The organism is Enterobacter sp. BNK-8 (assembly GCF_048685095.1).
GTDB classification, from domain to species: domain Bacteria; phylum Pseudomonadota; class Gammaproteobacteria; order Enterobacterales; family Enterobacteriaceae; genus Enterobacter; species Enterobacter quasiroggenkampii.
In genome coordinates, this window is record NZ_JBLQTN010000001.1 from 4,247,832 (window position 1) to 4,274,415 (window position 26,584).

Annotated in this window: 22 protein-coding genes; 4 read left to right on the plus strand and 18 right to left on the minus strand. The window is 56.5% G+C overall.

The window, feature by feature from the left end; genetic code table 11:
* Positions 1-4: 4 nt before the first annotated feature.
* The 11 genes from wzyE to trxA all read right to left on the minus strand — a co-directional run bounded on the left by wzyE (position 5) and on the right by trxA (position 12,273).
* Positions 5-1,357 carry an ECA oligosaccharide polymerase gene (gene wzyE, locus ACMGGU_RS20580; RefSeq protein ID WP_420300871.1) on the minus strand — a complete coding sequence of 451 codons (1,353 nt, stop codon included), beginning with the start codon at positions 1,355-1,357 and terminating at the stop codon, positions 5-7.
* A complete protein-coding gene (locus tag ACMGGU_RS20585) occupies positions 1,354-2,433 on the minus strand; it encodes a TDP-N-acetylfucosamine:lipid II N-acetylfucosaminyltransferase (protein ID WP_420300872.1) in 1,080 nt (359 codons plus the stop codon). The genes wzyE and ACMGGU_RS20585 overlap by 4 nt, the downstream gene beginning before the upstream one ends.
* A complete protein-coding gene (gene wzxE / locus ACMGGU_RS20590; protein WP_420300873.1) occupies positions 2,430-3,680 on the minus strand; it encodes a lipid III flippase WzxE in 1,251 nt (416 codons plus the stop codon). Before wzxE ends, ACMGGU_RS20585 begins: the two co-directional genes overlap by 4 nt.
* Before the next feature lies 1 nt (position 3,681).
* Complete coding sequence (gene rffA, locus ACMGGU_RS20595; protein WP_045909238.1) at positions 3,682-4,812, minus strand: dTDP-4-amino-4,6-dideoxygalactose transaminase; 1,131 nt, start codon at positions 4,810-4,812, stop codon at positions 3,682-3,684.
* 4 nt (positions 4,813-4,816) lie between these two features.
* On the minus strand, positions 4,817-5,494 hold the full coding sequence (rffC, locus tag ACMGGU_RS20600) for a dTDP-4-amino-4,6-dideoxy-D-galactose acyltransferase (RefSeq protein WP_069719863.1): 678 nt from the start codon (positions 5,492-5,494) through the stop codon (positions 4,817-4,819).
* Entirely contained in the window at positions 5,491-6,753 is a 1,263-nt protein-coding gene (gene wecC / locus ACMGGU_RS20605) for a UDP-N-acetyl-D-mannosamine dehydrogenase (RefSeq protein ID WP_069719864.1), read from the minus strand. Before wecC ends, rffC begins: the two co-directional genes overlap by 4 nt.
* Positions 6,750-7,880 (minus strand): non-hydrolyzing UDP-N-acetylglucosamine 2-epimerase, encoded by a 1,131-nt coding sequence (gene wecB, locus ACMGGU_RS20610; protein WP_048226919.1) that lies wholly within the window; start codon positions 7,878-7,880, stop codon positions 6,750-6,752. The genes wecC and wecB overlap by 4 nt, the downstream gene beginning before the upstream one ends.
* 56 nt (positions 7,881-7,936) lie before the next feature.
* Positions 7,937-8,983, minus strand: a complete 1,047-nt coding sequence (gene wzzE, locus ACMGGU_RS20615; protein WP_045909242.1) for an ECA polysaccharide chain length modulation protein — start codon at positions 8,981-8,983, stop codon at positions 7,937-7,939.
* Between the two features lie 13 nt (positions 8,984-8,996).
* Positions 8,997-10,100, minus strand: a complete 1,104-nt coding sequence (gene wecA / locus ACMGGU_RS20620) for a UDP-N-acetylglucosamine--undecaprenyl-phosphate N-acetylglucosaminephosphotransferase (RefSeq protein WP_045909243.1) — start codon at positions 10,098-10,100, stop codon at positions 8,997-8,999.
* A gap of 238 nt (positions 10,101-10,338) precedes the next feature.
* Entirely contained in the window at positions 10,339-11,598 is a 1,260-nt protein-coding gene (gene rho / locus ACMGGU_RS20625) for a transcription termination factor Rho (RefSeq protein WP_008501566.1), read from the minus strand.
* Between the two features lie 345 nt (positions 11,599-11,943).
* On the minus strand, positions 11,944-12,273 hold the full coding sequence (trxA, locus tag ACMGGU_RS20630) for a thioredoxin TrxA (protein WP_006179218.1): 330 nt from the start codon (positions 12,271-12,273) through the stop codon (positions 11,944-11,946).
* 144 nt (positions 12,274-12,417) lie between these two features.
* Here trxA and rhlB point away from each other — a divergent pair, with 144 nt between their 5' ends.
* Both rhlB and gppA read left to right on the plus strand, forming a co-directional pair.
* A complete protein-coding gene (rhlB, locus tag ACMGGU_RS20635) occupies positions 12,418-13,686 on the plus strand; it encodes an ATP-dependent RNA helicase RhlB (RefSeq protein WP_021242834.1) in 1,269 nt (422 codons plus the stop codon).
* Between the two features lie 6 nt (positions 13,687-13,692).
* On the plus strand, positions 13,693-15,177 hold the full coding sequence (gene gppA / locus ACMGGU_RS20640; protein ID WP_063622989.1) for a guanosine-5'-triphosphate,3'-diphosphate diphosphatase: 1,485 nt from the start codon (positions 13,693-13,695) through the stop codon (positions 15,175-15,177).
* 51 nt (positions 15,178-15,228) lie between these two features.
* On the opposite strand, the gene rep is transcribed toward gppA, so the two are convergent.
* Positions 15,229-17,253, minus strand: coding sequence for a DNA helicase Rep (gene rep, locus ACMGGU_RS20645; RefSeq protein WP_008501569.1), 2,025 nt, complete (start codon positions 17,251-17,253; stop codon positions 15,229-15,231).
* An 85-nt stretch (positions 17,254-17,338) separates the two neighbouring features.
* Here rep and ppiC point away from each other — a divergent pair, with 85 nt between their 5' ends.
* Complete coding sequence (ppiC, locus tag ACMGGU_RS20650; RefSeq protein ID WP_008501570.1) at positions 17,339-17,620, plus strand: peptidylprolyl isomerase PpiC; 282 nt, start codon at positions 17,339-17,341, stop codon at positions 17,618-17,620.
* Positions 17,621-17,706: 86 nt separating this feature from the next.
* Here the strand turns inward: ppiC and ilvC are convergent, their stop codons facing one another.
* The gene (gene ilvC, locus ACMGGU_RS20655) at positions 17,707-19,182 is read right to left on the minus strand and encodes a ketol-acid reductoisomerase (RefSeq protein ID WP_008501571.1); all 1,476 of its coding nucleotides are present in this window, start codon (positions 19,180-19,182) and stop codon (positions 17,707-17,709) included.
* A 152-nt stretch (positions 19,183-19,334) separates the two neighbouring features.
* Here ilvC and ilvY point away from each other — a divergent pair, with 152 nt between their 5' ends.
* Positions 19,335-20,225 (plus strand): HTH-type transcriptional activator IlvY, encoded by an 891-nt coding sequence (ilvY, locus tag ACMGGU_RS20660; protein ID WP_277718185.1) that lies wholly within the window; start codon positions 19,335-19,337, stop codon positions 20,223-20,225.
* 45 nt (positions 20,226-20,270) lie between these two features.
* Here the strand turns inward: ilvY and ilvA are convergent, their stop codons facing one another.
* From ilvA to ilvG, 5 genes are read right to left on the minus strand one after another with little or no spacing between them, the layout of a single operon-like run.
* A complete protein-coding gene (gene ilvA, locus ACMGGU_RS20665) occupies positions 20,271-21,815 on the minus strand; it encodes a threonine ammonia-lyase, biosynthetic (RefSeq protein WP_045909247.1) in 1,545 nt (514 codons plus the stop codon).
* Between the two features lie 2 nt (positions 21,816-21,817).
* Positions 21,818-23,668, minus strand: coding sequence for a dihydroxy-acid dehydratase (gene ilvD / locus ACMGGU_RS20670; RefSeq protein ID WP_045909248.1), 1,851 nt, complete (start codon positions 23,666-23,668; stop codon positions 21,818-21,820).
* A 60-nt stretch (positions 23,669-23,728) separates the two neighbouring features.
* The gene (gene ilvE / locus ACMGGU_RS20675) at positions 23,729-24,658 is read right to left on the minus strand and encodes a branched-chain-amino-acid transaminase (protein WP_023309654.1); all 930 of its coding nucleotides are present in this window, start codon (positions 24,656-24,658) and stop codon (positions 23,729-23,731) included.
* An 18-nt stretch (positions 24,659-24,676) separates the two neighbouring features.
* Positions 24,677-24,940: an acetolactate synthase 2 small subunit gene (ilvM, locus tag ACMGGU_RS20680; RefSeq protein WP_006179206.1), complete on the minus strand. Its 264-nt coding sequence runs from the start codon at positions 24,938-24,940 to the stop codon at positions 24,677-24,679.
* Positions 24,937-26,583, minus strand: coding sequence for an acetolactate synthase 2 catalytic subunit (gene ilvG, locus ACMGGU_RS20685; protein WP_420300874.1), 1,647 nt, complete (start codon positions 26,581-26,583; stop codon positions 24,937-24,939). Before ilvG ends, ilvM begins: the two co-directional genes overlap by 4 nt.
* Between the last annotated feature and the right edge of the window lies 1 nt (position 26,584).

A 26,584-nucleotide genomic window follows, 5' to 3' on the forward strand; every position in this document is an offset into this window, starting at 1 on the left:
TTACTCAGACTTGCGACAGCGTTGTGCTGCCCTGCCGCTCGCGCTTGTGCACAAGCCCGGCGCTGTCAAACAGCCAGTACAACAGTTTGGCCAGTAACAGGCAGATGCCGAAAACAACCATGAAGAACACTACGCGCGAAACGAACGAGTCCAGCCCTTCGCGCGCCAGAACGATCATATTGAAAATGGCACCAAAGCAGAAACTGTGCAAAATGGCCGCTTTATAGCGGTTGGTCTCTTCGTTGCCACGCACGTAAAGCCAGTCGAACCACTTGATAATCAGCCCCACGGCAACCGCCCCGGGCAGAATGAACCACGCCCCGCCCATCACCACCAGGGAACCGATCAGCGTGGGTGAAATTGCCAGACCGGAATGGTTGTTCAGCACTTCCCAGGTAAAATAGTTCGCGGTATTGAGCACCACACCAGGGCGGTCCGGCCATAGCCAGGAAGGGATAAAGACGTAGAAGTCGCGAACAATCGGCGCCAGCCCCTGGAAATCAATCTTGTCGTAGTTTTGCAGCAGCAATGCCAGGTTTTCCCACGGCGAGAACGTATCGCGCGTGAGGTAGAGGAACGTATAAAACGCCTCATCACCCGCCACGTTCATTCCGTACCGCTTCAGCGCCAGCCAGAACATCCCCACGATGCCAAACACGCCTGCCGCAACCAGCATCCACAGCGAGATCCAGCCGCGGATGATGCCGATAAACAGGAAGATGGCGAAGGCGATGATAATGTTCGCGCGCGTGCCGCCCACAATCATGTAGGTCAGGATGCCAAACGCGACGGTACTCACCAGGAAGAACAGCCACGCTTTGCTGTCCTGGCGCAGGAAGAAGATCACCAGCATCGCCGGGATGAAGAAGTAGAAGAAACGCTTAAGCGCCACGCCCGAAACCTCGGCCGAAAAAATCTGGCTGTAGGAGTGAAGCTTAAACAGCAGGAAGCCGTTATGCATGAAGAAGATGCCGACGCTGACCAGGGCGATGGTCATCAGCATCACCCATGTCAGGTGGGTTTCCACCCTATTCATGTTAAAGAGCGCCCGACGCGGGGCAGCTGTCTGCGCTGAACGCAGACGCGTTTTATAGGTGACGTAGTAGACCGCATAGAAGCAGGTCGCCGCCAGAAGCGCCTGGAGCAGAATATCCGGCGGCGCGACGCTCACGTCAAAACGGAAGACCAGAATGCTGGTGAGCGGGAAGCCGAAAAAGAACGTCAGCAGGAACAGTAACGAGAAGAAGACGTTAAAGTTGAAGCGCACCCGGCGGAATTCAAACCAGGTGAGCGTGGCGATAAACAGGGCGCTCAGAAGCCAGACAACCAGTAAGCCGCTGAATTGCAACTGACTCATGCTTTGTCTCCTGAAGCGATACGCAGCGCGCGGTGCCACGGCGTGAGATAATTCGGGCTGAAAAAATCGATGCTGTTTTTATCCACCAGCGTGAGCTGACGTTGAGCTTCACGTACCACCTCGACGTTCAGCGTGTCTGAGGTAAACAGCACCGGAATATGCTGCTCGGCCATGTCCTGCCAGAACGGGTTGTCGCTGTTGAGCACGCACGGTACCCCCGCCTGAATCAGCAGACACAGTGTGCCAATTCCCTGCTGTCGGGCAAAGATGAAATAGCCGAGATCGCATTTTCTCAGCAGTGCGAGATATTCCTCAAATTCCAGCTTATCGCTGAGGATGTGCAGATTTTCTGCGCTAAACAGCGCCAGTCCCTGCTGGCGAACCTCGTCAATGTAGGCGTTATTGTTGGCGGGATAGCCCATCGGCACCACCACGTTCACCGTGTCGCCAAACTGCTGATGCACCGCCCTGAGCGCCGCGACATGTTCGTTACTGCGATCGCCGGAATTCCCCACCAGGATCGTCAGCTTGCCTTCACGCACCGCGTCATTGGCCATGGCGTTCAGCGCCGGATCCATGCGGGTGGGGAAATAAAGCAACTCGCCGCGCACGTTGGGGTGCTGTTTAGCAAAATAGTTGAGATCGCCGCGGGTAGCAAAAACGCAGCCCACGCGCCCCTGCGCCATGCGGCGCAATGGATAGAAAAGACGGAATTTCCAGCCGCGGGAGACTTCATAAAGATCGGCTCCCCAGATATGCCAGCTGCACTGGGAGGGTTTAATCCCTCCGCTGAGAAGCGCCAGCCACAGGCCGGTGTTAAACTGCCCGTGGAAGAAGAATCGTTGCTCGCGGTCGGCTTTCGCCCTGGCAACGACCGCCTTTGCCAGCGTTGCCTTATCTGGCCAGAAGCGAATCGTCAGCGCCGGAAATGCCTCGCTCAGGCCCTTATCCTGACCTGCAACCATAAACTCACGCGCATCAGGATCCCCCGATGCCAGCTCGTCGTTGAAGAACCGCAAAACGGTCTGGTTATGGTGTGGGATATCCGATCCCAGGATGTGAATCAGTGCAGTCATGCGCGTTTACGCCACAATAAAAATACACCGCAACAGGCGGCGAAATGAACGATATAGGTTGCCATGTAGGCCTGAGCCGCCCCCAGCGCGCCGTGCGCGGGTATCAGCCAGTGCGAGAACGAGGTCAGTAATGCAAACTGGCTAATTTCCGCCAGGATATACAGCCGCAGGGAGGCTTTTGCTATCACCAGATAGCCGAAAACGTAAGCCCCCACTTTCAGTACATCACCTACCAGCTGCCAGGCAAAGAGATCGCGCATGGCGATGAACTTCGCCGAAAACAGCAGCCAGATGGCGACATCGCGCAATAGCCAGACGGTAAAGCTGGCAGCCGCAACAGCCGGCAATACAAAGCGCAGCGACCGGAAAATCTCACGCGTAATATCCTGTCTGGAGGTCAAACGCGATAAGGTTGGCAGCAAATAAACGCTAAAGGAAGCCGTAATAAACTGGAGATAAGCGTCGGAAATACTGCTTACGCCCTGCCAGATCCCCACTTCATCCCAGCTATAATGCGCCGCCAGCAGGTTACGCATCATCACGTAGGCCACCGGCAGCGTGACGGAGGTGATGAGCGCCATCAGGGTAAATTTACCCAGCTGGCTGGCAAGCAGCGTGTCCCATTGCGGCCTGAGGAAGCTCAGGGGGATGACGCCCCGACGCATCAGCATAAATGCCGCAGGCACAACCACGAGCGCCGGAACCAGCGCCAGCCCCAGCAGTGCGCCTTCGTAGCCCCCCAGGCGATAGCAGAAATAATAGGCAATCACGCCGATAGCGCTGCCCAGGATTAACGCAATCGCGTTTCCGGCCGCATCACGAAACCCTTTCATCAGCGCCAGCAGCAGGTTAGCCCAGGCAATCCCCATCTGAACCAATGCGACCAGACGCACCAGCCCCTGATAGTGGGTGTGACCGAATAATCCCTGGCTGATGGGCGCCGCCGCCAGCAGAAAGATAATCGCCATCAGGGTCGAAAAAACCGTGACCATCGCCGAGGAAGTGCCCACGACCCTGCGAAGCTGGGTCGCATCATCATGATACTGCGCAACGTATTTGGTCACGCCGTTGAAGATACCGGCACCGGCCAGCACCCCAAGGACGGTGACAAGCTGGCGGAAATTACCCGCTAGCCCCACGCCAGAGGGGCCAAATGAGACAGCCAGCAGCTTGACGACCAGCAGCCCGGCGCCAATTTTTACAAGCGTGGACGCGGCGGTCCACACCGATGCTTTTGCCAGAGACATATCAGCCGAAATAGCTCAGAAGGGTATTAATCACCGTACGCTGGTTAACTGGCGCGAGGTTGTAGAACAGAGGCAGACGAAGCAACCGCTCACTTTCTTTGGTGGTGTAACGGTCTTCACCCGCGAAGGTTCCAAACGCTTCGCCCGCCGGGCTGGAGTGCAGCGGAATATAGTGGAACACCGCCATAATTTCGGCTTCTTTCAGCCAGGCGATAAGCTCGCTCCGGTCGTCGTTATCGCGCAGCTTGATGTAGAACATGTGCGCGTTGTGGACGCAATCTGCCGGGATAGTCGGCAGCTCAATACGCCCGGCTTTGGCCAGAGGCTCAAGCGCATCGTAATAGGTTTGCCACAGGGAGAGGCGCTGCAGGTTGATGCGATCCGCGGCTTCCAGCTGCGCCCACAGGTACGCGGCCTGCAGATCCGCCATCAGATAGCTGGAGCCAATATCGCGCCAGGTGTATTTGTCTACCTGGCCGCGGAAGAACTGACTGCGGTTGGTGCCTTTTTCGCGGATCACCTCCGCACGCTCCACGAGCGCCCGGTCGTTAATCAGCGTCGCGCCACCTTCTCCGCCAGCCGTGTAGTTTTTGGTTTCGTGGAAGCTAAAGCAGCCGATATGGCCGATGGTACCCAGCGCGCGTCCCTTGTAGGTCGACATCACGCCCTGGGCGGCATCTTCCACCACAAACAGGTTATGTTTTTTGGCGATGGCCATGATGGTGTCCATTTCACAGGCCACGCCCGCGTAGTGAACCGGCACGATCGCGCGCGTTTTGTCGGTGATCGCCGCTTCAATCAGCGTCTCATCAATATTCATGGTATCCGGGCGGATATCCACAAAGACGATTTTCGCCCCGCGCAGGACAAACGCGTTCGCCGTGGAAACGAAGGTGTAGCTCGGCATGATCACTTCATCGCCGGGCTGGATATCCAGCAGCAGCGCGGCCATTTCCAGCGATGCCGTACAGGACGGGGTCAGCAGCACTTTGGCGCTGCGAAAACGCTGTTCCATCCACTGCTGACAGCGACGGGTAAAACCGCCGTCACCGCAGAGTTTGCCGCTGCCCATGGCAGACTGCATATAGTCGAGTTCCGTTCCGACGACGGGTGGTGCGTTAAATGGAATCATCTTGTCACCTGTATAACCAGTAGGCGGTGGCGTCGATGTTGGCACCACTCGCAATATAACGTTTAAGCGCGGCGGTGTTGCCCACCTGGGTCGCCACCCGCAGCGTCTCAACCTGCTGCTGCTGCGCCCAGTGCAGCGCCGCCTGCATGAGCTTCTCACCCATGCCGCGCCCGGCTAATAAGCCAATACGCGCCTCGCACGCGTTGAGCTTGCGAAGCGAGACGAACCCCTGGAGTTGACCGTCCCCTGCGCGGAAAACCAGGCAGACGTGATCAAAGGTGCCTTTAACCGCATTCTCTATCCACTGGGCATAGAAACGTCCGCTATCGTCAGGAGCATACCAGGGCGTACGAAAGCGACTCTGCGCAAACGCCTGAGCCGCCATCTGACGCAGCACGGGAATATCCTGTTCGGTTGCCATTTCCACACCGGGCGCATCGTGCCGGGTGAGGGTTATGGAAAGGTCTGCCTCACCTTCAACCAGCTGAAAGCCGCGTTGCTGGAGCGCGTCAAGCAGGTCGGTACGGTCCGCCGGGATCTTCGCCTGAATCCGTTGCCAGGCGTTCAAATCTGATTCAGCCAGTACCGGCGCATCATCGCGCAGGCGCACAATGGCCGACGGCAGGCCGAAAAAGGCACTCTCCCACTGCAGGGGCTCGAGTACCCCGTTCAGGCTGTTCAACGCCAGACGCCTTTGGTATCAATCACATATTGCTGACGCACCGCATCACCAGGCGTCGCTTTAAACGCTTTATGATCCACCAGCAGCACCAGTACGTCCGCCGTCGCCAGCGCCTCATCCAGCGCTGTCAGCGTGCAGTGCCCCGCCAGTTTTGCTGGCAGTTCATGAATATTCGGCTCAACCACCAGCGTTTCACCCTTGTGCCATTCGGCAATCATCTGAGCAATTTCCATCGCCGGGCTTTCACGCAGGTCGTCAATATTCGGTTTGAAGGCCAGACCAAAGCAGGCAATTTTCAGCTCGCTGGCGCGCTTGCCGCTCTCTGCCAGACAATCCGCTACCGTGGTTTTGACCTGATTGAGCACCCAGTGAGGTTTGCTGTCATTGACTTCACGCGCGGTGCGAATCAGGCGCGCCTGCGCTGGGTTCTGCGCCACAATAAACCACGGATCGACGGCGATACAGTGTCCACCCACGCCCGGGCCTGGCTGGAGAATGTTGACGCGCGGATGGCGGTTCGCCAGGCTAATCAACTCCCAGACGTTAATCCCCTGATCGGCGCAGATCAGCGACAGTTCGTTCGCAAAGGCGATATTGACGTCGCGGAAGCTGTTTTCCGTCAGCTTACACATCTCGGCGGTACGGGAGTTGGTCACCACGCATTCGCCTTCCAGGAAAATCTTGTACAGCGCGCTGGCGCGTTCGGAACAGACGGGCGTCATACCGCCAATGACGCGGTCGTTTTTAATCAGTTCGACCATAACCTGGCCCGGGAGTACGCGCTCCGGGCAGTAGGCGATATTGATATCTGCCTGCTCCCCCGCCTGTTGCGGGAAGCTTAAATCAGGGCGAGCGTCGGCCAGCCACTGCGCCATCTGCTCGGTAGCGCCGACGGGAGAGGTCGATTCCAGAATCACCAGCGCCCCTTTCTTCAGCACCGGGGCAATGGACTTCGCCGCCGCCTCGACGTAGACCATGTCGGGCTCATGGTCGCCTTTAAAGGGCGTTGGAACGGCAATCAGGTAGGCATCCGCTTCAACGGGCGTCGTGCTGGCACGCAGGAAGCCGCCCTCCACCGCCTCTTTCACTACACGATCCAGATCGGGCTCGACAATATGAATTTCGCCACGGTTAATGGTTTCCACCGCGCGGGCGTTGATATCCACACCGACAACCTGTTTCTGACGAGAGGCAAACGCCGCCGCGGTGGGCAAGCCAATGTAGCCAAGACCAATGACAGAGATGGTAGTAAAACTCATAGCGATACCCGATTGTTTTTAAGTGCATGCAAAATACGGCCACAAGCCTGCCCGTCTCCATACGGATTATGGGCCCGGCTCATCGCCTGATACGTTTCATCGTCATGCAGAAGGCGCGTGACCTCTTCGACGATGAGCTGCGCGTTGGTGCCAACCAGACGCACCGTCCCGGCTTTCACCGCTTCCGGACGTTCGGTGGTTTCACGCATCACCAGCACCGGCTTGCCAAGAGAAGGCGCTTCTTCCTGAATGCCGCCGGAATCGGTAAGGATCAGCCAGGCATGGTTCATCAGCCAGACAAACGGCAGGTAGTCCTGAGGTTCAATCAGAAGGACATTTTCAACATGACCCAGGATGCGGTTAACCGGCTCGCTGACGTTAGGATTGAGATGGACCGGATAGACAATCTGCACATCGTCGTTCTGCGCGGCGATTTCAGCCAGCGCGTGACAGATTTGCTCAAAGCCCCGGCCAAAGCTTTCGCGTCGGTGGCCCGTCACCAGTATGGTTTTTTTACCGTTGTGCAGGAAGGGATAGCGGGCAGCGAGTTCTTTCTTAAGATCGTCGTTTGCGAGGACGCGGTCACGTACCCAAATTAACGCATCGATGACCGTATTGCCGGTCACAAAGATTTTGTTATCGGCGATATTTTCACGCAGCAGGTTCTGACGCGAGTTTTCCGTTGGCGCAAAGTGGTACATCGCCAGGTGGCCCGTTAGCGTGCGGTTGGCTTCCTCCGGCCACGGCGAATACAGATTGCCGGTACGCAGACCCGCCTCGACATGCCCCACGGGAATACGTTGATAAAACGCGGCCAGGCTGGTCGCCACGGTCGTGGTGGTATCTCCGTGTACCAGCACCACGTCAGGCTTGAATGACTCCAGGATCGGCTTGAGATCTTGCAGTATGCGACAGGTTATCTCCGTCAACCCTTGCCCCGGTTTCATAATATTAAGGTCGTAATCCGGGACGATGGAAAAGAGCGTTAAGACCTGGTCAAGCATCTCACGGTGCTGGGCCGTGACGCAGACTTTCGCTTCAATATCAGGATCGCTGGCCAGGGCATGAACCAGAGGTGCCATCTTAATGGCCTCCGGCCTGGTGCCAAATACGGTTAGTACTTTCACATCGATTCTCTTCGATTAGGCGATGAAGGCCGCAGCCTTCATCGTAGACGGCATTCTTAGTTTGTGCGACGACGCGTTAACGCCACGCCAGCGCCCGCCAGTGCACCGACAATCCCCCACATGATCATCAGGAATGCACGACGCGGACTGTCGCGTTTTACAGGTTCTTCAGGCGTTCGCAAATAACGATAGGTCTGAAAACGCGGGTCCAGAGAGGGACCGACATTAAGCGTATTGAGCATCGCGCGATTTTGATCGTAATCGAGGTCAACATCAGGACCGACGGCCTGGAGATTTTCCAGGCGTGCCTGCAGCATAGGGCGACCAAGAAGGAACATTTCAGAGTCAGGCAGTTCATCAGCCGGCACGTCCGTCTCACTACGAGAAATATTGTGCTGTTCCGCAATTTTCAGCGCCTGCTCAATGTTGTGTACACGGCGAGTAAAAATCGCTTTAGCCACCTCTTCCTGACGTTTCACCTGGGCTTTCATCTGGATGGTACGGGCCGCCCAGGCGCCTTTAAGCTCTTCGTTAAGATGGCTTGCGGCACGCTGGCTGGCAAACGCGACGTATTGACGCAGCAGGTTGTTGGCATCCGGCGCGGTTTCTGCAATCAGCTTGACGCTGTCATTCACGTTACGCAGCGCGTCGCCCGGCATAAACTGAATATTGTTAATCAGATCGTCCAGCAGGGCGGCATCGGCTTTGGTGTTATCAACCCGACGCTGCTTGTAGTAATCCGTCTGGGACCAGAAGTCGCGACGCGTATCCCACGAAGCCAGTTGCATCACAAACTCTTTGTAGGCCTCATCCATAACGGAAACCTGATCTGGCGTGGCAAGGTTGGCTTTGATATCCAGGTTTCGCAGGAATTGCTGCTGGGAATAGTATCCCCCAAGCATGTTAACCGTTGGTTTGTCCGTGATTGCCGTGGCGCTCCATTCCTGTTTTGCAAAGAACGTATAGGCCAGCGCTAACAGTGCAAATCCCAGCGCGATCCCCGCAATCCAAAGTTTGCCTGCCCATAACACGCGAAACAAACCCCGAATATCCAGTTCATTCTCTGTTACCACTGATTTCGCTCCCGCCAACGGTTGAGTCATCATAGTCCCGGTTTTACTTAGTTAATGTTGTGTTTTTGCCACTGTTACGACGCATCCTGCGTTTAATACGTTTAATGAACCGCGCCACTTTCCATGCGCGCTTAATGCAGTAGCCGTACAGGAAAAATGCTAGCAAGAATAATACCAACATGACCCATTCTGGCACAAAATGAGCATACTCCGCGGCAACACCCACTCCCGCAAGGATAGCAGCCGCTACGGTTATCAAAACAAATGCCTGTCTGGAGGTGAATCCAGCTCGCATGATCAAATGATGAATATGCTGTCGGTCGGCTGAGAAGGGACTCATCCCTTTGCGCAAGCGGCGATACATTATCGCAACCATATCCATTAACGGGATAGCGATAATCCACAACGCGGTAACAGGGCTGATAGGATGGACTTGTCCCTGAGTCGTTTCCAGTAAAATCCAGATGACGGTAAACCCAATGAGTGTACTGCCCGCATCACCCATAAAGACTTTATAGCGGCGCCCCAGCGCACCGAGGTTTAACAGGATATAAGGCAGGATGGCGGCAATCATGGCGAAGCACCACATAGCAAGACTATATTGTCCGTCAAACCACAAAATAAAACCGATCGCGGCAAATGAGACGCAGGAGAGTCCCCCCAGCAAGCCATCAATACCATCGACCATGTTGAATGCGTTTATAGCCACCCATACGGCGAAAAGCGTCAGAAAATAGCCGAACGGGCCGAGCACCATCTCCCACGAGCCAAAAATATAGCCCAGGCTACTCAAGTAGAGTTTTGCTGAGACCATCATGGCAATGCCAACTGCCGCCTGCACAAAGGCGCGAATTTTAACGCTGATGTCATAACGATCGTCAAGCGCGCCGACGATAACCAGTACCGTTGAACACATCAGGTATAATTTGACATGTGGGACATAGTAGTTAGCAATTGCGAAGGCATAGCAAATACCCGCAAATACTGAGATACCACCCACCAGGGGGATCATACCCTGATGACGTTTCCGGAAGTTGGGTTTATCCACTAACCCCACGTATTTCGCCACCTTACGCGCAATAAACAGAAAACAGGTGGTGAATAAAAAAATACTGGTTAGATCAGTAAACGTATCGAATAGGTTCACAATGGATTCTCAACAAATGTTAGTCTCGGAAGTATAACCATGAAGGCTCATAGCCCGAAGGTAAAAGTAAACCTCTTGTGACCTCATTTGTATATTATTCAAGCTATTAATGTTTTTACTCTACGAATCGTCTTATTGTTACACCTACACGTCAAAATTGGGAGTAGGTGGTACTAGCGTATAGTCCATAAAAGAAAAACGCCACGTAAAAACGTGGCGTTCGCTGGCTTTATTTGCGTTACGAGCGTTTCATCATGTCGAAGAAATCGTCGTTGGTTTTGGTCATCGCCAGTTTGTTAATGAGGAACTCCATCGCGTCGATTTCACCCATTGGATGGATGATTTTGCGCAGGATCCACATTTTCTGCAGCTCTTCCTGAGTGGTGAGCAGCTCTTCTTTACGGGTACCGGAACGGTTGTAGTCGATAGCCGGGAAGACGCGTTTTTCAGCGATCTTACGAGAGAGGTGCAGTTCCATGTTGCCTGTACCTTTAAACTCTTCGTAAATCACTTCGTCCATTTTGGAACCGGTATCGATCAGCGCCGTCGCGATGATGGTCAGGCTGCCGCCCTCTTCCACGTTACGTGCAGCACCGAAGAAGCGTTTCGGACGATGCAGGGCGTTAGCATCCACACCACCGGTCAGCACTTTACCAGACGCTGGCACCACGGTGTTGTAGGCACGCGCGAGACGGGTGATGGAGTCGAGCAGGATGATCACGTCTTTCTTGTGCTCAACCAGGCGTTTTGCCTTCTCGATAACCATTTCCGCAACCTGAACGTGGCGAGATGCTGGCTCATCGAAGGTTGAAGCAACCACTTCACCTTTAACCAGACGCTGCATCTCGGTCACTTCTTCCGGACGTTCGTCAATCAGCAGCACCATCAGCACACAGTCTGGGTGGTTATAGGCGATGCTCTGCGCGATGTTCTGCAGCAGCATGGTTTTACCCGCTTTTGGCGGCGCCACAATCAGACCACGCTGGCCGCGACCAATAGGTGATGCCAGATCCAGAACACGCGCGGTTAAGTCTTCGGTCGAACCGTTACCACGTTCCATACGCAGGCGAGAGTTCGCGTGCAGCGGCGTTAAGTTCTCAAAGAGGATCTTATTACGCGAGTTTTCAGGTTTGTCGAAGTTAACTTCATTGACTTTCAACAGCGCAAAGTAGCGTTCACCCTCTTTAGGAGGACGAATCTTACCTGAAATGGTGTCACCAGTGCGGAGGTTGAAACGGCGGATTTGGCTGGGGGATACGTAGATGTCGTCAGGGCCGGCGAGGTAGGAGCTGTCTGCAGAGCGGAGGAAACCAAATCCGTCTTGCAATATCTCCAGCACACCGTCGCCAAAGATATCTTCGCCACTCTTAGCGTGCTGCTTCAGGATGGCGAAAATGATGTCCTGCTTGCGCATACGAGCCTGGTTTTCCAGCCCCATATTTTCGCCGAGAGTGATCAGCTCAGAAACCGGCGTATTCTTTAATTCGGTAAGATTCATAATGGTGTGGGTTCTTAAACTCGGGGTGATTCTCGAACTTAATGTTGTGAATGGTATGGCAGGGTCATCCATGCCTGTTTAGCGGCCATCAACTCATGTCTGTTCGCTGTCTGGTCACAGGGAAAGAACGCAGAACTGAAACGACAAGACGGATTGAGTGACAAGCCCGGAATTTAGCCACTTCACGCACTGGATATGTCAACAGCGGGAAGTATCGGGTAAAACAAGATTCAAACAACAAGATATGTTTAAAACGAAGTCATAGCTAACTTAGCACGACTTCAGCCGGGCGTCCAGAGTTCCAGATCATTTAGCCGGGAGCTCTGAACGCGCAGCGGAGAAACCTTACGCCAGGTTAGCGTCCAGGAACTCTTTCAGTTGACCTTTGGACAGCGCGCCCACTTTGGTCGCCGCCACTTCGCCGTTTTTGAACAGCAGCAGGGTCGGAATGCCACGGATACCGTATTTTGGTGCGGTGCCCGGGTTCTGGTCGATGTTCAGCTTGGCAACGGTCAGTTTGCCCTGATATTCGTCGGCGATCTCATCCAGAATCGGGGCGATCATTTTGCAAGGACCACACCATTCAGCCCAGAAATCGACGAGGATCAGCCCGTCAGCCTTAAGTACGTCCGTGTCAAAACTGTCGTCAGTCAGGTGAATAATTTTATCGCTCATATATAACTCCACAGGAATAAGCCTGGTACGTTGGTTTTGTCTCCACCAACGACGTGTTGATGTCGCATTAACCAACTAAAGGTTGACTTTATTTCACCGGATACGCTTTCGTAAAGCAATAGTAAGCTGATATTCTACCACACTATGAGCAAAACACATTTAACAGAACAGAAGTTTTCCGACTTCGCGCTGCACCCGAAGGTGATTGAAGCCCTTGAAAATAAAGGGTTTCATAACTGCACGCCCATTCAGGCCCTCGCGCTGCCGCTGACGCTGGCCGGTCGCGATGTTGCCGGGCAGGCGCAAACCGGTACCGGCAAAACGATGGCGTTTTTAACGTCAACGTTTCATTATTTACTTTCTCACCCAGCGATTGCAGACCGCAAAGTTAACCAGCCGCGCGCGCTAATTATGGCCCCGACGCGAGAACTGGCGGTACAGATCCACGCAGACGCTGAACCCCTGGCGCAGGCTACCGGCCTGAAGCTGGGCCTGGCCTATGGCGGCGACGGCTACGATAAACAGCTGAAAGTGCTGGAAAGCGGTGTGGATATCCTGATCGGTACCACCGGCCGTCTTATCGATTACGCCAAACAGAACCACATTAACCTCGGTGCCATCCAGGTTGTGGTGCTCGATGAAGCTGACCGCATGTACGATCTGGGCTTCATTAAAGACATCCGCTGGCTGTTCCGCCGTATGCCTCCGGCTAACCAGCGCCTGAATATGCTGTTCTCTGCAACCCTCTCCTACCGTGTGCGCGAACTGGCGTTCGAACAGATGAACAACGCCGAGTACGTGGAAGTGGAACCGGAGCAGAAAACGGGTCACCGCATTAAAGAAGAGCTCTTCTATCCTTCGAATGAAGAGAAGATGCGCCTGCTGCAAACGCTGATTGAAGAAGAGTGGCCAGATCGCGCCATTATCTTCGCGAACACCAAACACCGCTGTGAAGACATCTGGGGCCATCTGGCTGCAGACGGCCACCGTGTTGGCCTGTTGACCGGTGACGTCGCGCAGAAAAAACGCCTGCGAATTCTCGAAGAGTTCACCCGTGGCGATCTCGATATTCTGGTCGCCACCGACGTGGCTGCACGTGGTTTACACATTCCAGCCGTAACGCACGTCTTTAACTACGATCTGCCAGACGACTGTGAAGACTACGTACACCGTATCGGTCGTACCGGTCGTGCGGGCGCAAGCGGTCATTCGATTAGCCTTGCGTGTGAAGAGTATGCGCTGAATCTTCCGGCCATTGAGACCTACATCGGTCACTCTATTCCGCAGAGCAAATACAATCCGGAAGCGCTGTTAAGCGAACTGCCGCCGCCTAAGCGTCTAACCCGCCCACGCTCCGGCAATGGACCGCGTCGTTCAGGCGGCGCACCGCGTAATCGTCGTCGTTCAGGTTAAGAAAATATGCTCAGCTCCACCTCGCTTTATGCAGCAATCGATCTCGGTTCGAATAGTTTTCATATGCTGGTTGTGCGCGAGGTGGCAGGAAGCATACAAACGCTGACGCGCATTAAGCGCAAGGTCCGCCTCGCGGCGGGCCTGAGCAGCGACAATCACCTCTCACCTGAAGCCATGGAACGTGGCTGGCAGTGTCTGCGACTCTTTGCCGAGCGTCTGCAGGATATCCCGCATGCCCAAATCACCGTCGTCGCCACCGCGACACTCCGCCTGGCGGTTAACGCCGTGGATTTTATTGCCAGAGCGCAGGAAATTCTCGGTTGCCCGGTTCAGGTTATCAGCGGTGAAGAAGAAGCTCGCCTGATTTATCAGGGGGTTGCACATACCACAGGGGGTGACGATCGCCGCCTGGTGGTGGATATCGGCGGTGCCAGTACCGAGCTGGTGACCGGCACCGGCGCGCAGGCAACCTCGCTGTTCAGCCTGTCGATGGGCTGCGTGACCTGGCTTGAGCGCTACTTTACCGATCGTAATCTGGGTAAAGAGAACTTCGACGAGGCAGAAAATGCGGCGCGCGAGGTGTTACGTCCGGTGATGGACGAGCTGCGCTATCACGGCTGGAAAGTGTGCGTGGGTGCGTCGGGTACCGTGCAGGCCCTGCAGGAAATCATGATGGCGCAGGGAATGGACGAGCGGATTACGCTTGCCAAGCTTCAGCAGCTAAAACAGCGCGCCATTCAGTGCGGACGCCTTGAAGAGCTGGAAATTGAAGGCCTGACGCTCGAACGCGCGCTGGTTTTCCCGAGCGGGCTGGCTATTCTGATCGCTATTTTTACCGAACTGAACATCCAGTGTATGACCCTGGCTGGCGGCGCGCTGCGTGAAGGTCTGGTCTACGGGATGCTGCATCTGTCGGTCGATCAGGACATCCGCAGCCGTACCCTGCGCAACGTGCAGCGTCGTTTTCTGGTTGATATCGATCAGGCAGGACGCGTATCGCAGCTGGCGTCACGCTTCGCCGATCAGGTCGCTAACGTCTGGGATCTTGAACCACTGAGCCGCGATTTACTGCTGAGCGCCTGTGCGCTCCATGAAGTGGGGCTGAGTATTGATTTTAAGCAGGCTCCTGCTCATGCTGCGTATCTGGTGCGCAACCTGGATTTACCGGGCTATACACCCGCACAGAAAAAATTGCTGGCAACGCTGCTGCTGAACCAGACCAATGCCGTTGATCTCTCGTCTTTGCATCAGCAAAATGCCGTACCGCCGCGTGTGGCCGAACATCTGTGCCGCCTGCTGCGTCTGGCGATTCTGTTTGCCAGCCGACGTCGCGATGATTTGCTGCCAGCGATCGGCCTGGTGGCCGATGACGAAAAACTGTCGCTGACGCTGCCGGAAAACTGGATTGAACGTCACCCACTTGGGGCAGAGATGATCGAGCAGGAGTGCCAGTGGCAGAGCTATGTGCACTGGGTGCTGGAAGTGAAGTAATACGCTGAACATTGCCGGGTAGCGGCTTCGCCTTACCCGGCCTACTCATCCTTATCCTTTCTCTTTGGCTTTTGCCAGCATGGCGCGAATGTTCGCCACGTTAGCCTGCCCCTTGTGCATCCGCTCTTCCGCAGTAATTACTTTGCGTTCCTGCTCCCAGATTAGGTCATCCTGCGGCAGTTCCAGCAGGAAACGGCTCGGCTCCGGGCGGACAAGTTCGCCATACTGACGGCGCTCTTTACACAGTGTGAACGTCAGCTCTTTCTGCGCGCGGGTGATCCCCACGTAGGCCAGGCGGCGCTCCTCGTCGACGTTGTCTTCATCAATGCTGCTCTGATGCGGTAACAACCCCTCTTCCATACCAACCAGATAGACATACGGGAACTCAAGACCTTTTGACGCGTGCAGCGTCATCAGCTGTACCTGATCGGCCTCTTCTTCGCTCTCGCCACGCTCCATCATGTCGCGCAGGGTAAAGCGGGTGACGACCTGCGTCAGGGTCATCGGCTCGTCGATTTCAGAGCCCTCCAGCATTTCGGTCATCCAGCTGAAGAGCTGGTTAACGTTCTTCATGCGCATCTCAGCGGCTTTCGGGCTGGCCGAGGTTTCGTACAGCCAGGACTCATAGTCGATGCCGTGAATAAGATCGCGCACCGCCGCCACCGGCTCGCGCTCCGCGAGACGCTGCACTTCGCCGAGCCAGTGGGTGAATCGCGTTAACGAATCATAGCCGCGACCGGTTAACGTCTGGCTTAGCCCCATGTCGAAGCTGGCGGTAAACAGGCTTTTGTTACGCGTCATCGCCCACTCGCCGAGTTTTTGCAGCGTTGCCGGGCCAATCTCGCGTTTTGGCGTATTCACAATGCGCAGAAACGCGCTGTCGTCATCCGGGTTAGTGAGCACGCGCAGATAGGCCAGCAGGTCTTTGATCTCTGGCCGTGAGAAGAACGAGGTCCCGCCCGAGATTTTGTACGGAATGCGGTTCTGCATCAGCATCTTTTCAAAGACGCGCGACTGGTGATTCCCGCGATAGAGGATCGCGTAATCCTTATATTCGGTTTTATTGACGAAGTGATGGGCGATCAGTTCACCGGTGACGCGCTCCGCTTCATGCTCTTCGTTGTTGGCGCTGAGCACTTTCAGCTCCGTCCCGTAGCCCAGCTCGGAGAAGAGACGCTTCTCAAACACGTGCGGGTTATTGGCAATCAGGATGTTTGCGGCCTTCAGGATACGCCCGGAGGAGCGGTAGTTTTGCTCCAGCTTAATCACCTGCAGTGCCGGAAAATCTTTGCTCAGCAGCACCAGGTTTTGCGGACGCGCGCCGCGCCAGGAGTAAATTGACTGGTCATCATCGCCGACCACGGTGAAACGCGCGCGCTGCCCCACCAGCAGCTTCACCAGCTCGTACTGGCTGGTGTTGGTGTCCTGATACTCATCCACCAGCAGGTAACGGATTTTGTTCTGCCAGCGCTCGCGAACCTCTTCATTACGCTGCAGCAGCAGCGTCGGCAGCAGGATCAGGTCGTCGAAGTCCAGCACGTTGCACGCTTTCATGTGCGCGTCGTACAGACCATAGCAGTGGGCAAAGATGCGATCCCGTTCGCCTTTGGCGATCGCCGCGGCCTGGGCCGGGGTCATCAGATCGTTTTTCCAGTTCGAGATCGTCGAGATCAGCTGCTGCAACAGCACCTTGTCATCTTCGATCAGCCCCTCGGTGAGCTCTTTGAGCAACGCCACCTGATCGGTGTCATCAAAGAGGGAGAAGTTGGACTTCATGCCCAGCGCCGCATACTCGCGCTTGATGATATCCAGCCCCAGCGTGTGGAAGGTAGAGATCATCAGGCCCCGGGCCTCTTTGCGCCCCAGCGTCTGGCCGACACGCTCTTTCATCTCACGCGCCGCTTTATTGGTAAACGTCACCGCCGCAATGTGCCGGGCCTGATAGCCACAGCCGCGGATAAGGTGCGCAATCTTGTTGGTGATCACGCGGGTTTTACCGGATCCAGCCCCCGCCAGCACCAGACACGGTCCGGTGACAAATTCGACGGCTTGTTGTTGTCCGGGGTTTAAACGCATAAATGATCACTCAATGAAAGTCAGGAGGGGAGAATAACAGCGTGGTAGTATAGCGAGCCTAATCCATACCACTCAAGGCACGATCATGGCAAAAACAGCAGCAGCACTGCATATTCTTGTTAAAGAAGAGAAACTGGCTCTGGATCTTCTGGAGCAGATCAAAAACGGCGCCGACTTCGGCAAACTGGCGAAGAAGCACTCTATCTGTCCGTCAGGCAAACGCGGCGGCGATCTGGGTGAATTCCGCCAGGGTCAGATGGTACCGGCGTTCGATAAAGTGGTCTTCTCCTGCCCGGTGCTGGAGCCAACCGGCCCGCTGCACACGCAGTTCGGCTACCACGTGATTAAAGTGCTGTATCGCAAATAAAAAAGCCGGGTGGCGGCTACGCCTTACCCGGCCTACATCTTACGGTTTTGTAGGTCGGGTAAGCGAAGCGCCACCCGACAAAGTTGTTAACCCGCTACCGCGATACGCTTCATATCGGTCATGTAGCCACGCAGTTTGTGGCCCACTTTCTCGATCTGGTGGCTGCGAATCGCTTCGTTCACATCGCGCAGCTGCGCGTTGTCCACGGCACCTTCTGCAATCGCTTTACCCAGATCGCCCGGCTGCAGAGTGGTCATAAACTCTTTCAGCAGCGGTACGCAGGCGTAAGAGAACAGGTAGTTACCGTATTCTGCGGTATCAGAGATCACCACGTTCATTTCGTACAGACGCTTACGAGCGATGGTGTTCGCAATCAGCGGCAGCTCGTGCAGTGATTCGTAGTACGCAGACTCTTCGATGATGCCGGAGTCCACCATGGTTTCGAACGCCAGCTCAACGCCAGCTTTCACCATCGCGATCATCAGGACGCCTTTATCGAAGTACTCCTGCTCGCCGATTTTACCTTCATACTGTGGCGCGGTTTCGAACGCGGTTTTACCGGTCTCTTCACGCCAGGTCAGCAGTTTCTTATCGTCGTTCGCCCAGTCCGCCATCATGCCGGAAGAGAACTCGCCGGAGATGATGTCGTCCATATGTTTCTGGAACAGCGGCGCCATAATGGTTTTCAGCTGTTCAGACAGCGCGTAAGCACGCAGTTTTGCCGGGTTGGACAGACGGTCCATCATCAGCGTAATACCGCCCTGCTTCAGCGCTTCGGTGATGGTTTCCCAGCCGAACTGAATCAGTTTTTCCGCGTATGCCGGGTCGGTACCCTCTTCCACCAGCTTATCGAAGCACAGCAGAGAACCGGCCTGCAGCATGCCGCACAGGATGGTCTGCTCGCCCATCAGGTCAGATTTCACTTCGGCAACGAAGGAAGATTCCAGCACGCCCGCACGGTGGCCGCCGGTCGCCGCTGCCCATGCTTTGGCAATCGCCATACCTTCGCCTTTCGGATCGTTTTCCGGGTGTACCGCGATCAGGGTCGGCACGCCGAAACCACGCTTGTACTCTTCACGTACTTCGGTACCCGGGCACTTCGGTGCCACCATCACCACGGTGATGTCTTTACGGATCTGCTCGCCTACTTCAACGATGTTAAAGCCGTGGGAGTAACCCAGCGCGGCACCGTCTTTCATCAGCGGCTGTACGGAACGCACTACGTCAGAGTGCTGCTTGTCCGGCGTCAGGTTAACCACCAGATCCGCCTGCGGGATCAGCTCTTCGTAGGTACCCACTTTGAAGCCGTTTTCGGTCGCTTTACGCCATGAAGCGCGCTTCTCGGCAATCGCTTCTTTGCGCAGTGCGTAGGAGATATCCAGACCGGAGTCACGCATGTTCAGGCCCTGGTTCAGACCCTGTGCGCCACAGCCGACGATGACCACTTTTTTACCCTGAAGGTAGCTTGCGCCATCGGCAAATTCGTCGCGCGCCATGAAGCGGCATTTGCCCAGCTGCGCCAGCTGCTGGCGCAAGTTCAGTGTATTAAAGTAGTTAGCCATGGGTGATACCTCGTGATGTTGTGTGTCTTATTGTTCGGTTCGCGTTTCAGCGAGAATGTACCCACATTACAACAGGAAATTTATTGCGGAAATTGATATATTCACAACGTCACATTGCAATTTTTGCAATGTAAAAAGAGGGAGTGAAATCGGTGGATTTACGCGATCTGAAAATGTTTCTTCACCTGGCGGAAAGCCGTCATTTTGGCCGCAGCGCGCGGGCGATGCACGTTAGCCCCTCCACGCTTTCACGCCAGATCCAGCGCCTTGAGGAAGACCTTGGCCAGCCGATGTTCGTGCGCGATAACCGCACCGTCACCCTCACGGAAGCGGGCGAAGAGCTGCGCATTTTTGCCCAGCAGACGCTGTTACAGTACCAGCAACTGCGGCACTCTATCGATCAGCAGGGGCCGTCACTCTCCGGTGAACTGCATATTTTTTGCTCCGTGACCGCCGCCTATAGCCATCTGCCGCCTATCCTTGACCGCTTCCGCGCGGCGCATCCGTCAGTTGAAATTAAGCTCACTACCGGTGACGCCGCCGACGCAATGGAAAAAGTGGTGACGGGCGAAGCGGATCTCGCCATTGCCGGGAAGCCGGAAACCCTGCCGGGCGCGGTAGCGTTCTCGATGCTGGAGAATCTGGCGGTGGTGCTGATTGCCCCGGCGCTGCCCTGCCCGGTGCGTAACCAGGTGTCGGTGGAAAAACCGGACTGGTCGACGGTGCCGTTTATCATGGCCGATCAGGGGCCGGTGCGACGTCGCATTGAGCTGTGGTTCCGCCGCCAGAAAATCAGCAACCCGTCGATTTACGCCACCGTCAGCGGTCATGAGGCGATGGTGTCGATGGTGGCGCTCGGCTGCGGCGTGGCGCTGCTGCCGGAAGTGGTGCTGGAAAACAGCCCGGAACCGGTGCGCAATCGCGTGATGATTCTGGAACGCAGCGACGAGAAGACGCCGTTTGAGCTTGGCGTATGCGCACAAAAAAAGCGGCTGCATGAGCCGCTTATTGATGCGTTCTGGACGATATTGCCGAACCACTGAACCCGGGTGGCGCTACGCTTACCCGGCCTACGCGCAGCTCTACCACTAGCCTGCCAGGAAGAAGCGGAACGCGGGGTTATGGGTTTCGTCGTGACACTCATAGCCCAGCTCGTTCAGCCGCGTTTCGAAATCCGGCTCGTGCTCGCCCAGTTCAAACGCCGCCAGCACGCGCCCGTAGTCGGTGCCGTGGCTGCGGTAGTGGAACAGAGAGATGTTCCAGTGCGTGCCCAGCGTGTGCAGGAACTTGAGCAGCGCGCCCGGCGATTCCGGGAATTCAAAGCTGAACAGGCGTTCTTTGAGCGGCTTCGAAGGACGGCCACCGACCATGTAACGCACGTGCAGCTTCGCCATCTCATCGTCGGAGAGATCGACCACGCTATAGCCGCCCTCATGCAGCAGGTTGAGGATCTCTTTGCGCTCCTCCACGCCACGGCTCAGACGCACGCCGACAAAAATGCAGGCATCTTTGGCATCGGCAAAACGGTAGTTAAATTCCGTCACCGAACGACCGCCCAGCAGCTGACAGAACTTCAGGAAGCTGCCCTTCTCTTCCGGAATGGTCACCGCCAGCAGCGCTTCACGCTGTTCGCCCAGCTCGCAGCGCTCGGACACGTAGCGAAGACCGTGGAAGTTCACATTGGCACCGGAAAGCACGTGCGCCAGACGCTCGCCGCGAATATTGTGCTGTGCGATGTATTTTTTCATGCCCGCCAGCGCCAGCGCGCCGGACGGTTCCGCCACCGCACGCACGTCTTCGAACAGATCTTTCATCGCCGCGCAGATGGCATCGCTGTCCACCGTGACGATATCGTCGAGATATTCCCGGCACAGGCGGAACGTTTCGTCGCCAATACGCTTCACCGCCACGCCCTCGGCAAACAGCCCGACGCGCGGCAGGTCGACCGGATGCCCGGCCTCCAGCGCCGCTTTCAGGCAGGCGGAGTCTTCCGCTTCCACGGCAATGACTTTGATCTGCGGCATCAGCTGTTTGATCAGCACCGCCACGCCTGCGGCTAAACCGCCGCCGCCCACCGGGACAAAGACGCGGTCGAGATGGGCATCCTGCTGCAGCAGTTCAAGCGCCAGCGTCCCCTGCCCGGCAATCACCATCGGGTGGTCGAACGGCGGCACCCAGGTGAACCCCTGCTGCTGCGCCAGCTCAATCGCTTTGGCTTTGGCTTCGTCAAAGTTGGCCCCGTGGAGTAAGACTTCGCCGCCGAAACCGCGCACCGCGTCGACCTTGATGTCTGCGGTAGCAACCGGCATCACAATCAGCGCTTTCAGACCCAGGCGAGCAGACGAGAACGCCACGCCTTGCGCATGGTTACCTGCCGAAGCGGTAATCACGCCGCGCGCTTTTTGCTCGTCGGTCAGCCCGGCCATCATCGCGTAGGCGCCGCGTAGCTTAAAGCTGTGCACCGGCTGGCGGTCTTCGCGCTTCACCAGGATAACGTTGTCGAGGCGCGAAGAGAGTTTTTCCATTTTCTGCAGGGGGGTGACCTGCACGGCTTCATAGACCGGCGCGCGCAGCACCGCTCTCAGGTACTCCGCCCCCTCAGGGGCGGCGGATAAGGGTTGCGACTCGGCCATCGTTAGCCCCCAAGTTTCGATTTATCGCGCACCGCGCCTTTATCTGCACTGGTGGCAAGGCTCGCGTAGGCGCGCAGGGCGAAGGAGACTTCACGCTGACGGTCTTTCGGCGTCCAGGCTTTGTCGCCGCGCGCTTCCTGCGCTTCACGACGGGCCGCGATCTCCTGATCGCTCAGCTTGAGCTGAATGCCGCGATTCGGAATGTCGATTTCGATCAGGTCACCATCTTCGATGATGGCGATGTTGCCGCCGCTTGCCGCTTCCGGCGAAACGTGACCGATGGAGAGACCAGAGGTCCCGCCGGAGAAACGCCCGTCGGTGATCAGCGCGCAGGCTTTACCGAGGCCCATCGATTTCAGGAAAGTGGTTGGGTAGAGCATCTCCTGCATACCCGGGCCGCCTTTTGGCCCTTCATAACGGATGACCACCACGTCGCCTTCCACCACTTTACCGCCCAGGATGGCGTCTACCGCTTCATCCTGGCTTTCGTACACTTTCGCCGGACCGGTGAATTTCAGGATGCTGTCGTCCACGCCAGCGGTCTTCACGATGCAGCCATTTTCCGCAAAGTTACCGTACAGCACGGCCAGGCCACCGTCTTTGCTGTAGGCATGTTCCAGCGAGCGGATGCAGCCTTCGGCGCGGTCATCGTCCAGGGTGTCCCAGCGGCAATCCTGCGAGAATGCCTGCGTGGTACGAATACCGGCAGGACCGGCGCGGAACATTTTTTTCACCGCGTCGTCTTTAGTCAGCATCACGTCGTACTGGTCCAGCGATTCCGGCAGCGTCAGGCCGAGCACGTTTTTCACGTCACGGTTCAGCAGCCCGGCGCGATCCAGCTCGCCGAGGATACCGATGACGCCACCGGCACGGTGCACGTCTTCCATGTGGTACTTCTGCGTACTTGGCGCGACCTTACACAGCTGCGGCACTTTACGGGAGAGCTTGTCGATGTCGCTCATGGTGAAGTCGATTTCGGCTTCCTGCGCGGCGGCCAGCAGGTGCAGAACGGTGTTGGTGGAACCGCCCATGGCGATATCCAGGGTCATGGCGTTCTCGAATGCCGCTTTACTGGCGATGCTGCGCGGCAGCGCGCTGGCGTCGTCCTGCTCGTAGTAGCGTTTGGTCAGCTCAACGATACGTTTACCGGCATTGAGGAACAGCTGCTTACGATCGGCATGGGTCGCCAGCAGCGAGCCGTTGCCCGGCTGAGACAGACCCAGCGCTTCGGTCAGACAGTTCATGGAGTTAGCCGTGAACATACCGGAACAGGAGCCGCAGGTCGGACACGCGGAGCGTTCCACCTGATCGCTCTGCTCGTCAGAAACCTTCGGATCCGCACCCTGAATCATCGCATCGACTAGGTCGAGCTTGATGATTTTGTCGGAGAGCTTGGTTTTCCCCGCTTCCATTGGGCCACCGGAGACGAAGATCACCGGAATGTTCAGACGCAGGGAGGCCATCAGCATCCCCGGGGTGATTTTGTCGCAGTTGGAGATACAGACCATCGCATCGGCGCAGTGGGCGTTAACCATGTACTCCACCGAGTCGGCGATCAGCTCGCGCGACGGCAGTGAATAGAGCATGCCCCCGTGGCCCATCGCGATACCGTCATCCACCGCAATGGTGTTGAACTCTTTCGCCACGCCGCCGGAGGCCTCGATTTGCTCGGCAACCAGCTTACCCAGATCGCGCAGGTGCACATGGCCCGGTACGAACTGGGTGAAGGAGTTCACCACGGCGATAATTGGCTTGCCGAAATCGGCGTCGGTCATTCCGGTGGCGCGCCACAGTGCGCGGGCACCCGCCATGTTACGGCCGTGGGTGGTGGTGGCTGAACGATACTTAGGCATGCTTTATTTACTCCCGTCTGACTATGTAATGGGACGGTGCGTGCCGTCCCAAATTTATATTTAGTGATTAACCTGATCCAACCAGCCGTATTTATCTTCTGTTTCGCCGGTGAAGAGGCCAAAGAACGCTTGCTGAATGCGTTTGGTGACCGGGCCACAGCGGCCTTCGCCCACCTGGATACCGTCTACGCTGCGTACCGGCGTGATTTCAGCCGCGGTACCGGACATAAATACTTCATCGGCCAGGTAGAGGGATTCGCGGGACAGCACCTGCTCGCGCACTTCGATACCGAGGTCTTTCGCCAGCTTGATGATGGCGTCACGGGTGATACCCGGCAGCGCGGACGAGGTGAACGGCGGCGTAAACAGAATGCCGTCTTTCACTTCAAACAGGTTTTCACCTGCGCCTTCGGAGATGTAGCCATTTACATCGAGCGCGATACCTTCCTGGTAGCCGTGACGGCGTGCTTCGCTGCCGACCAGCAGGGAAGAAAGGTAGTTACCGCCTGCTTTCGCGGCGGTCGGGATGGTGTTTGGTGCAACGCGGTTCCAGGAAGAGACCATTGCGTCGATCCCCTGTTCCAGGGCTTCTGCACCCAGATAAGCCCCCCACGGGAACGCGGCAATGATCACATCCGTGGTATAGCCAGCGGGCGGGTTCACGCCCATACCGACGTCGCCCACAAACACCAGCGGACGAATATAGGCGCTGGTCAGGTTGTTCTTACGGATCACGTCGCGACAGGCTTCCATCAGCTCATCCACGCTCTGAGATACCGGGAAACGATAAATTTTGGCTGAGTCATGCAGACGCTGCATGTGTTCGCGATGGCGGAACACCACTGGCCCTTTGTGAGAATCGTAGCAGCGGATGCCTTCAAACACGGAGGTACCATAATGCAGTGCGTGGGACATCACGTGGACCTTCGCGTCCTCCCAGCGAACCATCTCACCGTTGAACCAAATGTAATCAGCTTTTTTTGTCGTCATTTTTTCGTCCTGTCACGCTTAAGCGCGGATTTGTTGTGATGTGGTTGTGCTCTGGCAGATGGCAACATGGGCAACGTCTACCAGCTTTGATAACTGACTAAACAGTAAGTCGACCGACCGCGGGCTGGCAACGGTTAATTCGATACTGATATTTTGGGCGTCAGTGGCCGTCTCCATATTCATAGAGCAAATCTGAAAACCACGATGACGCACCACACGCAAAACGCGTTCTAAGGTTTCCGGGTTGAAGCGAGCCTGTACGGCGACCTGATGCTGCATCATGATAATTTCTCCATCATTTGTGAGTTACTGGCATCAGGCGGTACCAGCGGCCAGACGTTCTCGAGTTCGTCGATTGAGACATGAAGCAGGTAAGGCCCCTCGCTGTTCAGCATGGTGTCGAGCGCCGCTTCAACCTGATCTTTACGGGTGATGTGCTGACCAGGGATGCCAAAAGCGCTGGCCAGCGTGAGGAAATCGGGGTTATCGGTAAGGGTCGTTTCGCTGTAACGCTCCTGGAAGAACAGCTGTTGCCACTGGCGAACCATCCCTAAACGCTGGTTGTCGAGCAAGACGATTTTCAGCGGTAACTGCTTGCGCTTAACGGTGCCGAGCTCCTGAACGTTCATCATGAAGGAGCCGTCACCGGAGATACAGATTACGGTATCGTTCGGGCGGGCAACCTGTGCGCCAACGGCGGCTGGCAGACCGAAGCCCATCGTCCCTAACCCGCTGGACGTGATGAAGTTCTCCGGACGGGTGTAGGTCATATGCTGGGCTGACCACATCTGATGCTGGCCGACATCGGTCGTCACCACGCTGTTTGCCGGTTTACGGTCGGACAACTGCTTCAACAGCAGCGGCGCGTAGATGGCCTCGCCCGGATGATCGTAACGCCAGGCGTGTTCAGCGCGCATATCGGCGGTGTGCTGACGCCATGCGTTGATATCCAGCGGCTGCTGCAATGCCGGTAACAGCGCGTTGAGATCGCCCTGCAGCGCGACGTGCGCCTGACGCAGCTTGTTCATCTCCGCCGGGTCGATGTCCATATGGATCACTTTGGCGTTCGGCGCGAAGGTATTCAGCTTGCCGGTAACGCGGTCGTCAAAACGGGCACCGACGGCGATGAGCAGATCGCACGCCTGCACCGCCAGGTTTGCCGCTTTAGTGCCGTGCATCCCGAGCATGCCCAGATAGTACGGGTAGTCTGCATCTACCGCACCCAACCCTTTCAGCGTGCAGGTGGCAGGCATTTGCGTTACCGCAATAAATTCACGCAGGGCGGGAACGGCCTGCGCCATGCCTACGCCACCGCCCACGTACAGCATCGGCTGTTTTGCCTGCGCCAGCATCTGACGCGCCTCTTCAACTGCCGCATGCGGAAACGCGTCGTCGCTTCCAACGGTGGAGAAGTGCGGCTCCAGTACGCCGAGTGCGACCTGGATATCTTTCGGGATATCCACCAGAACCGGGCCAGGGCGGCCAGAGCTGGCTACCTCGAATGCTTCAGCCATGACGCGTGGCAGCTCTTCCAGTGACTGAACGAGGAAACTGTGTTTGGTGCAGGCCAGCGATAAACCCAGTACATCGACCTCCTGAAAAGCGTCGGTACCGATGAACGGAGACGCCACCTGCCCGGTGATGGCGACAACGGGAACAGAATCCAGCAGCGCGTCAGCCAGGCCGGTGATCAGGTTAGTTGCGCCAGGGCCTGACGTCGCCATACACACGCCGGTTTTACCGGTCGCGCGGGCGTAGCCAATGGCCGCCATCACTGCGCCCTGCTCGTGTCGGCACAAGAGATGTTCCACGCCGCCGTCATACAGTGCATCGTAAATCGGCATAATTGCGCCACCCGGATAACCGAATACTGTCTCGACTCCCTGCGCGCGCAACGCATGTACTACCCACTGTGCCCCATTCATA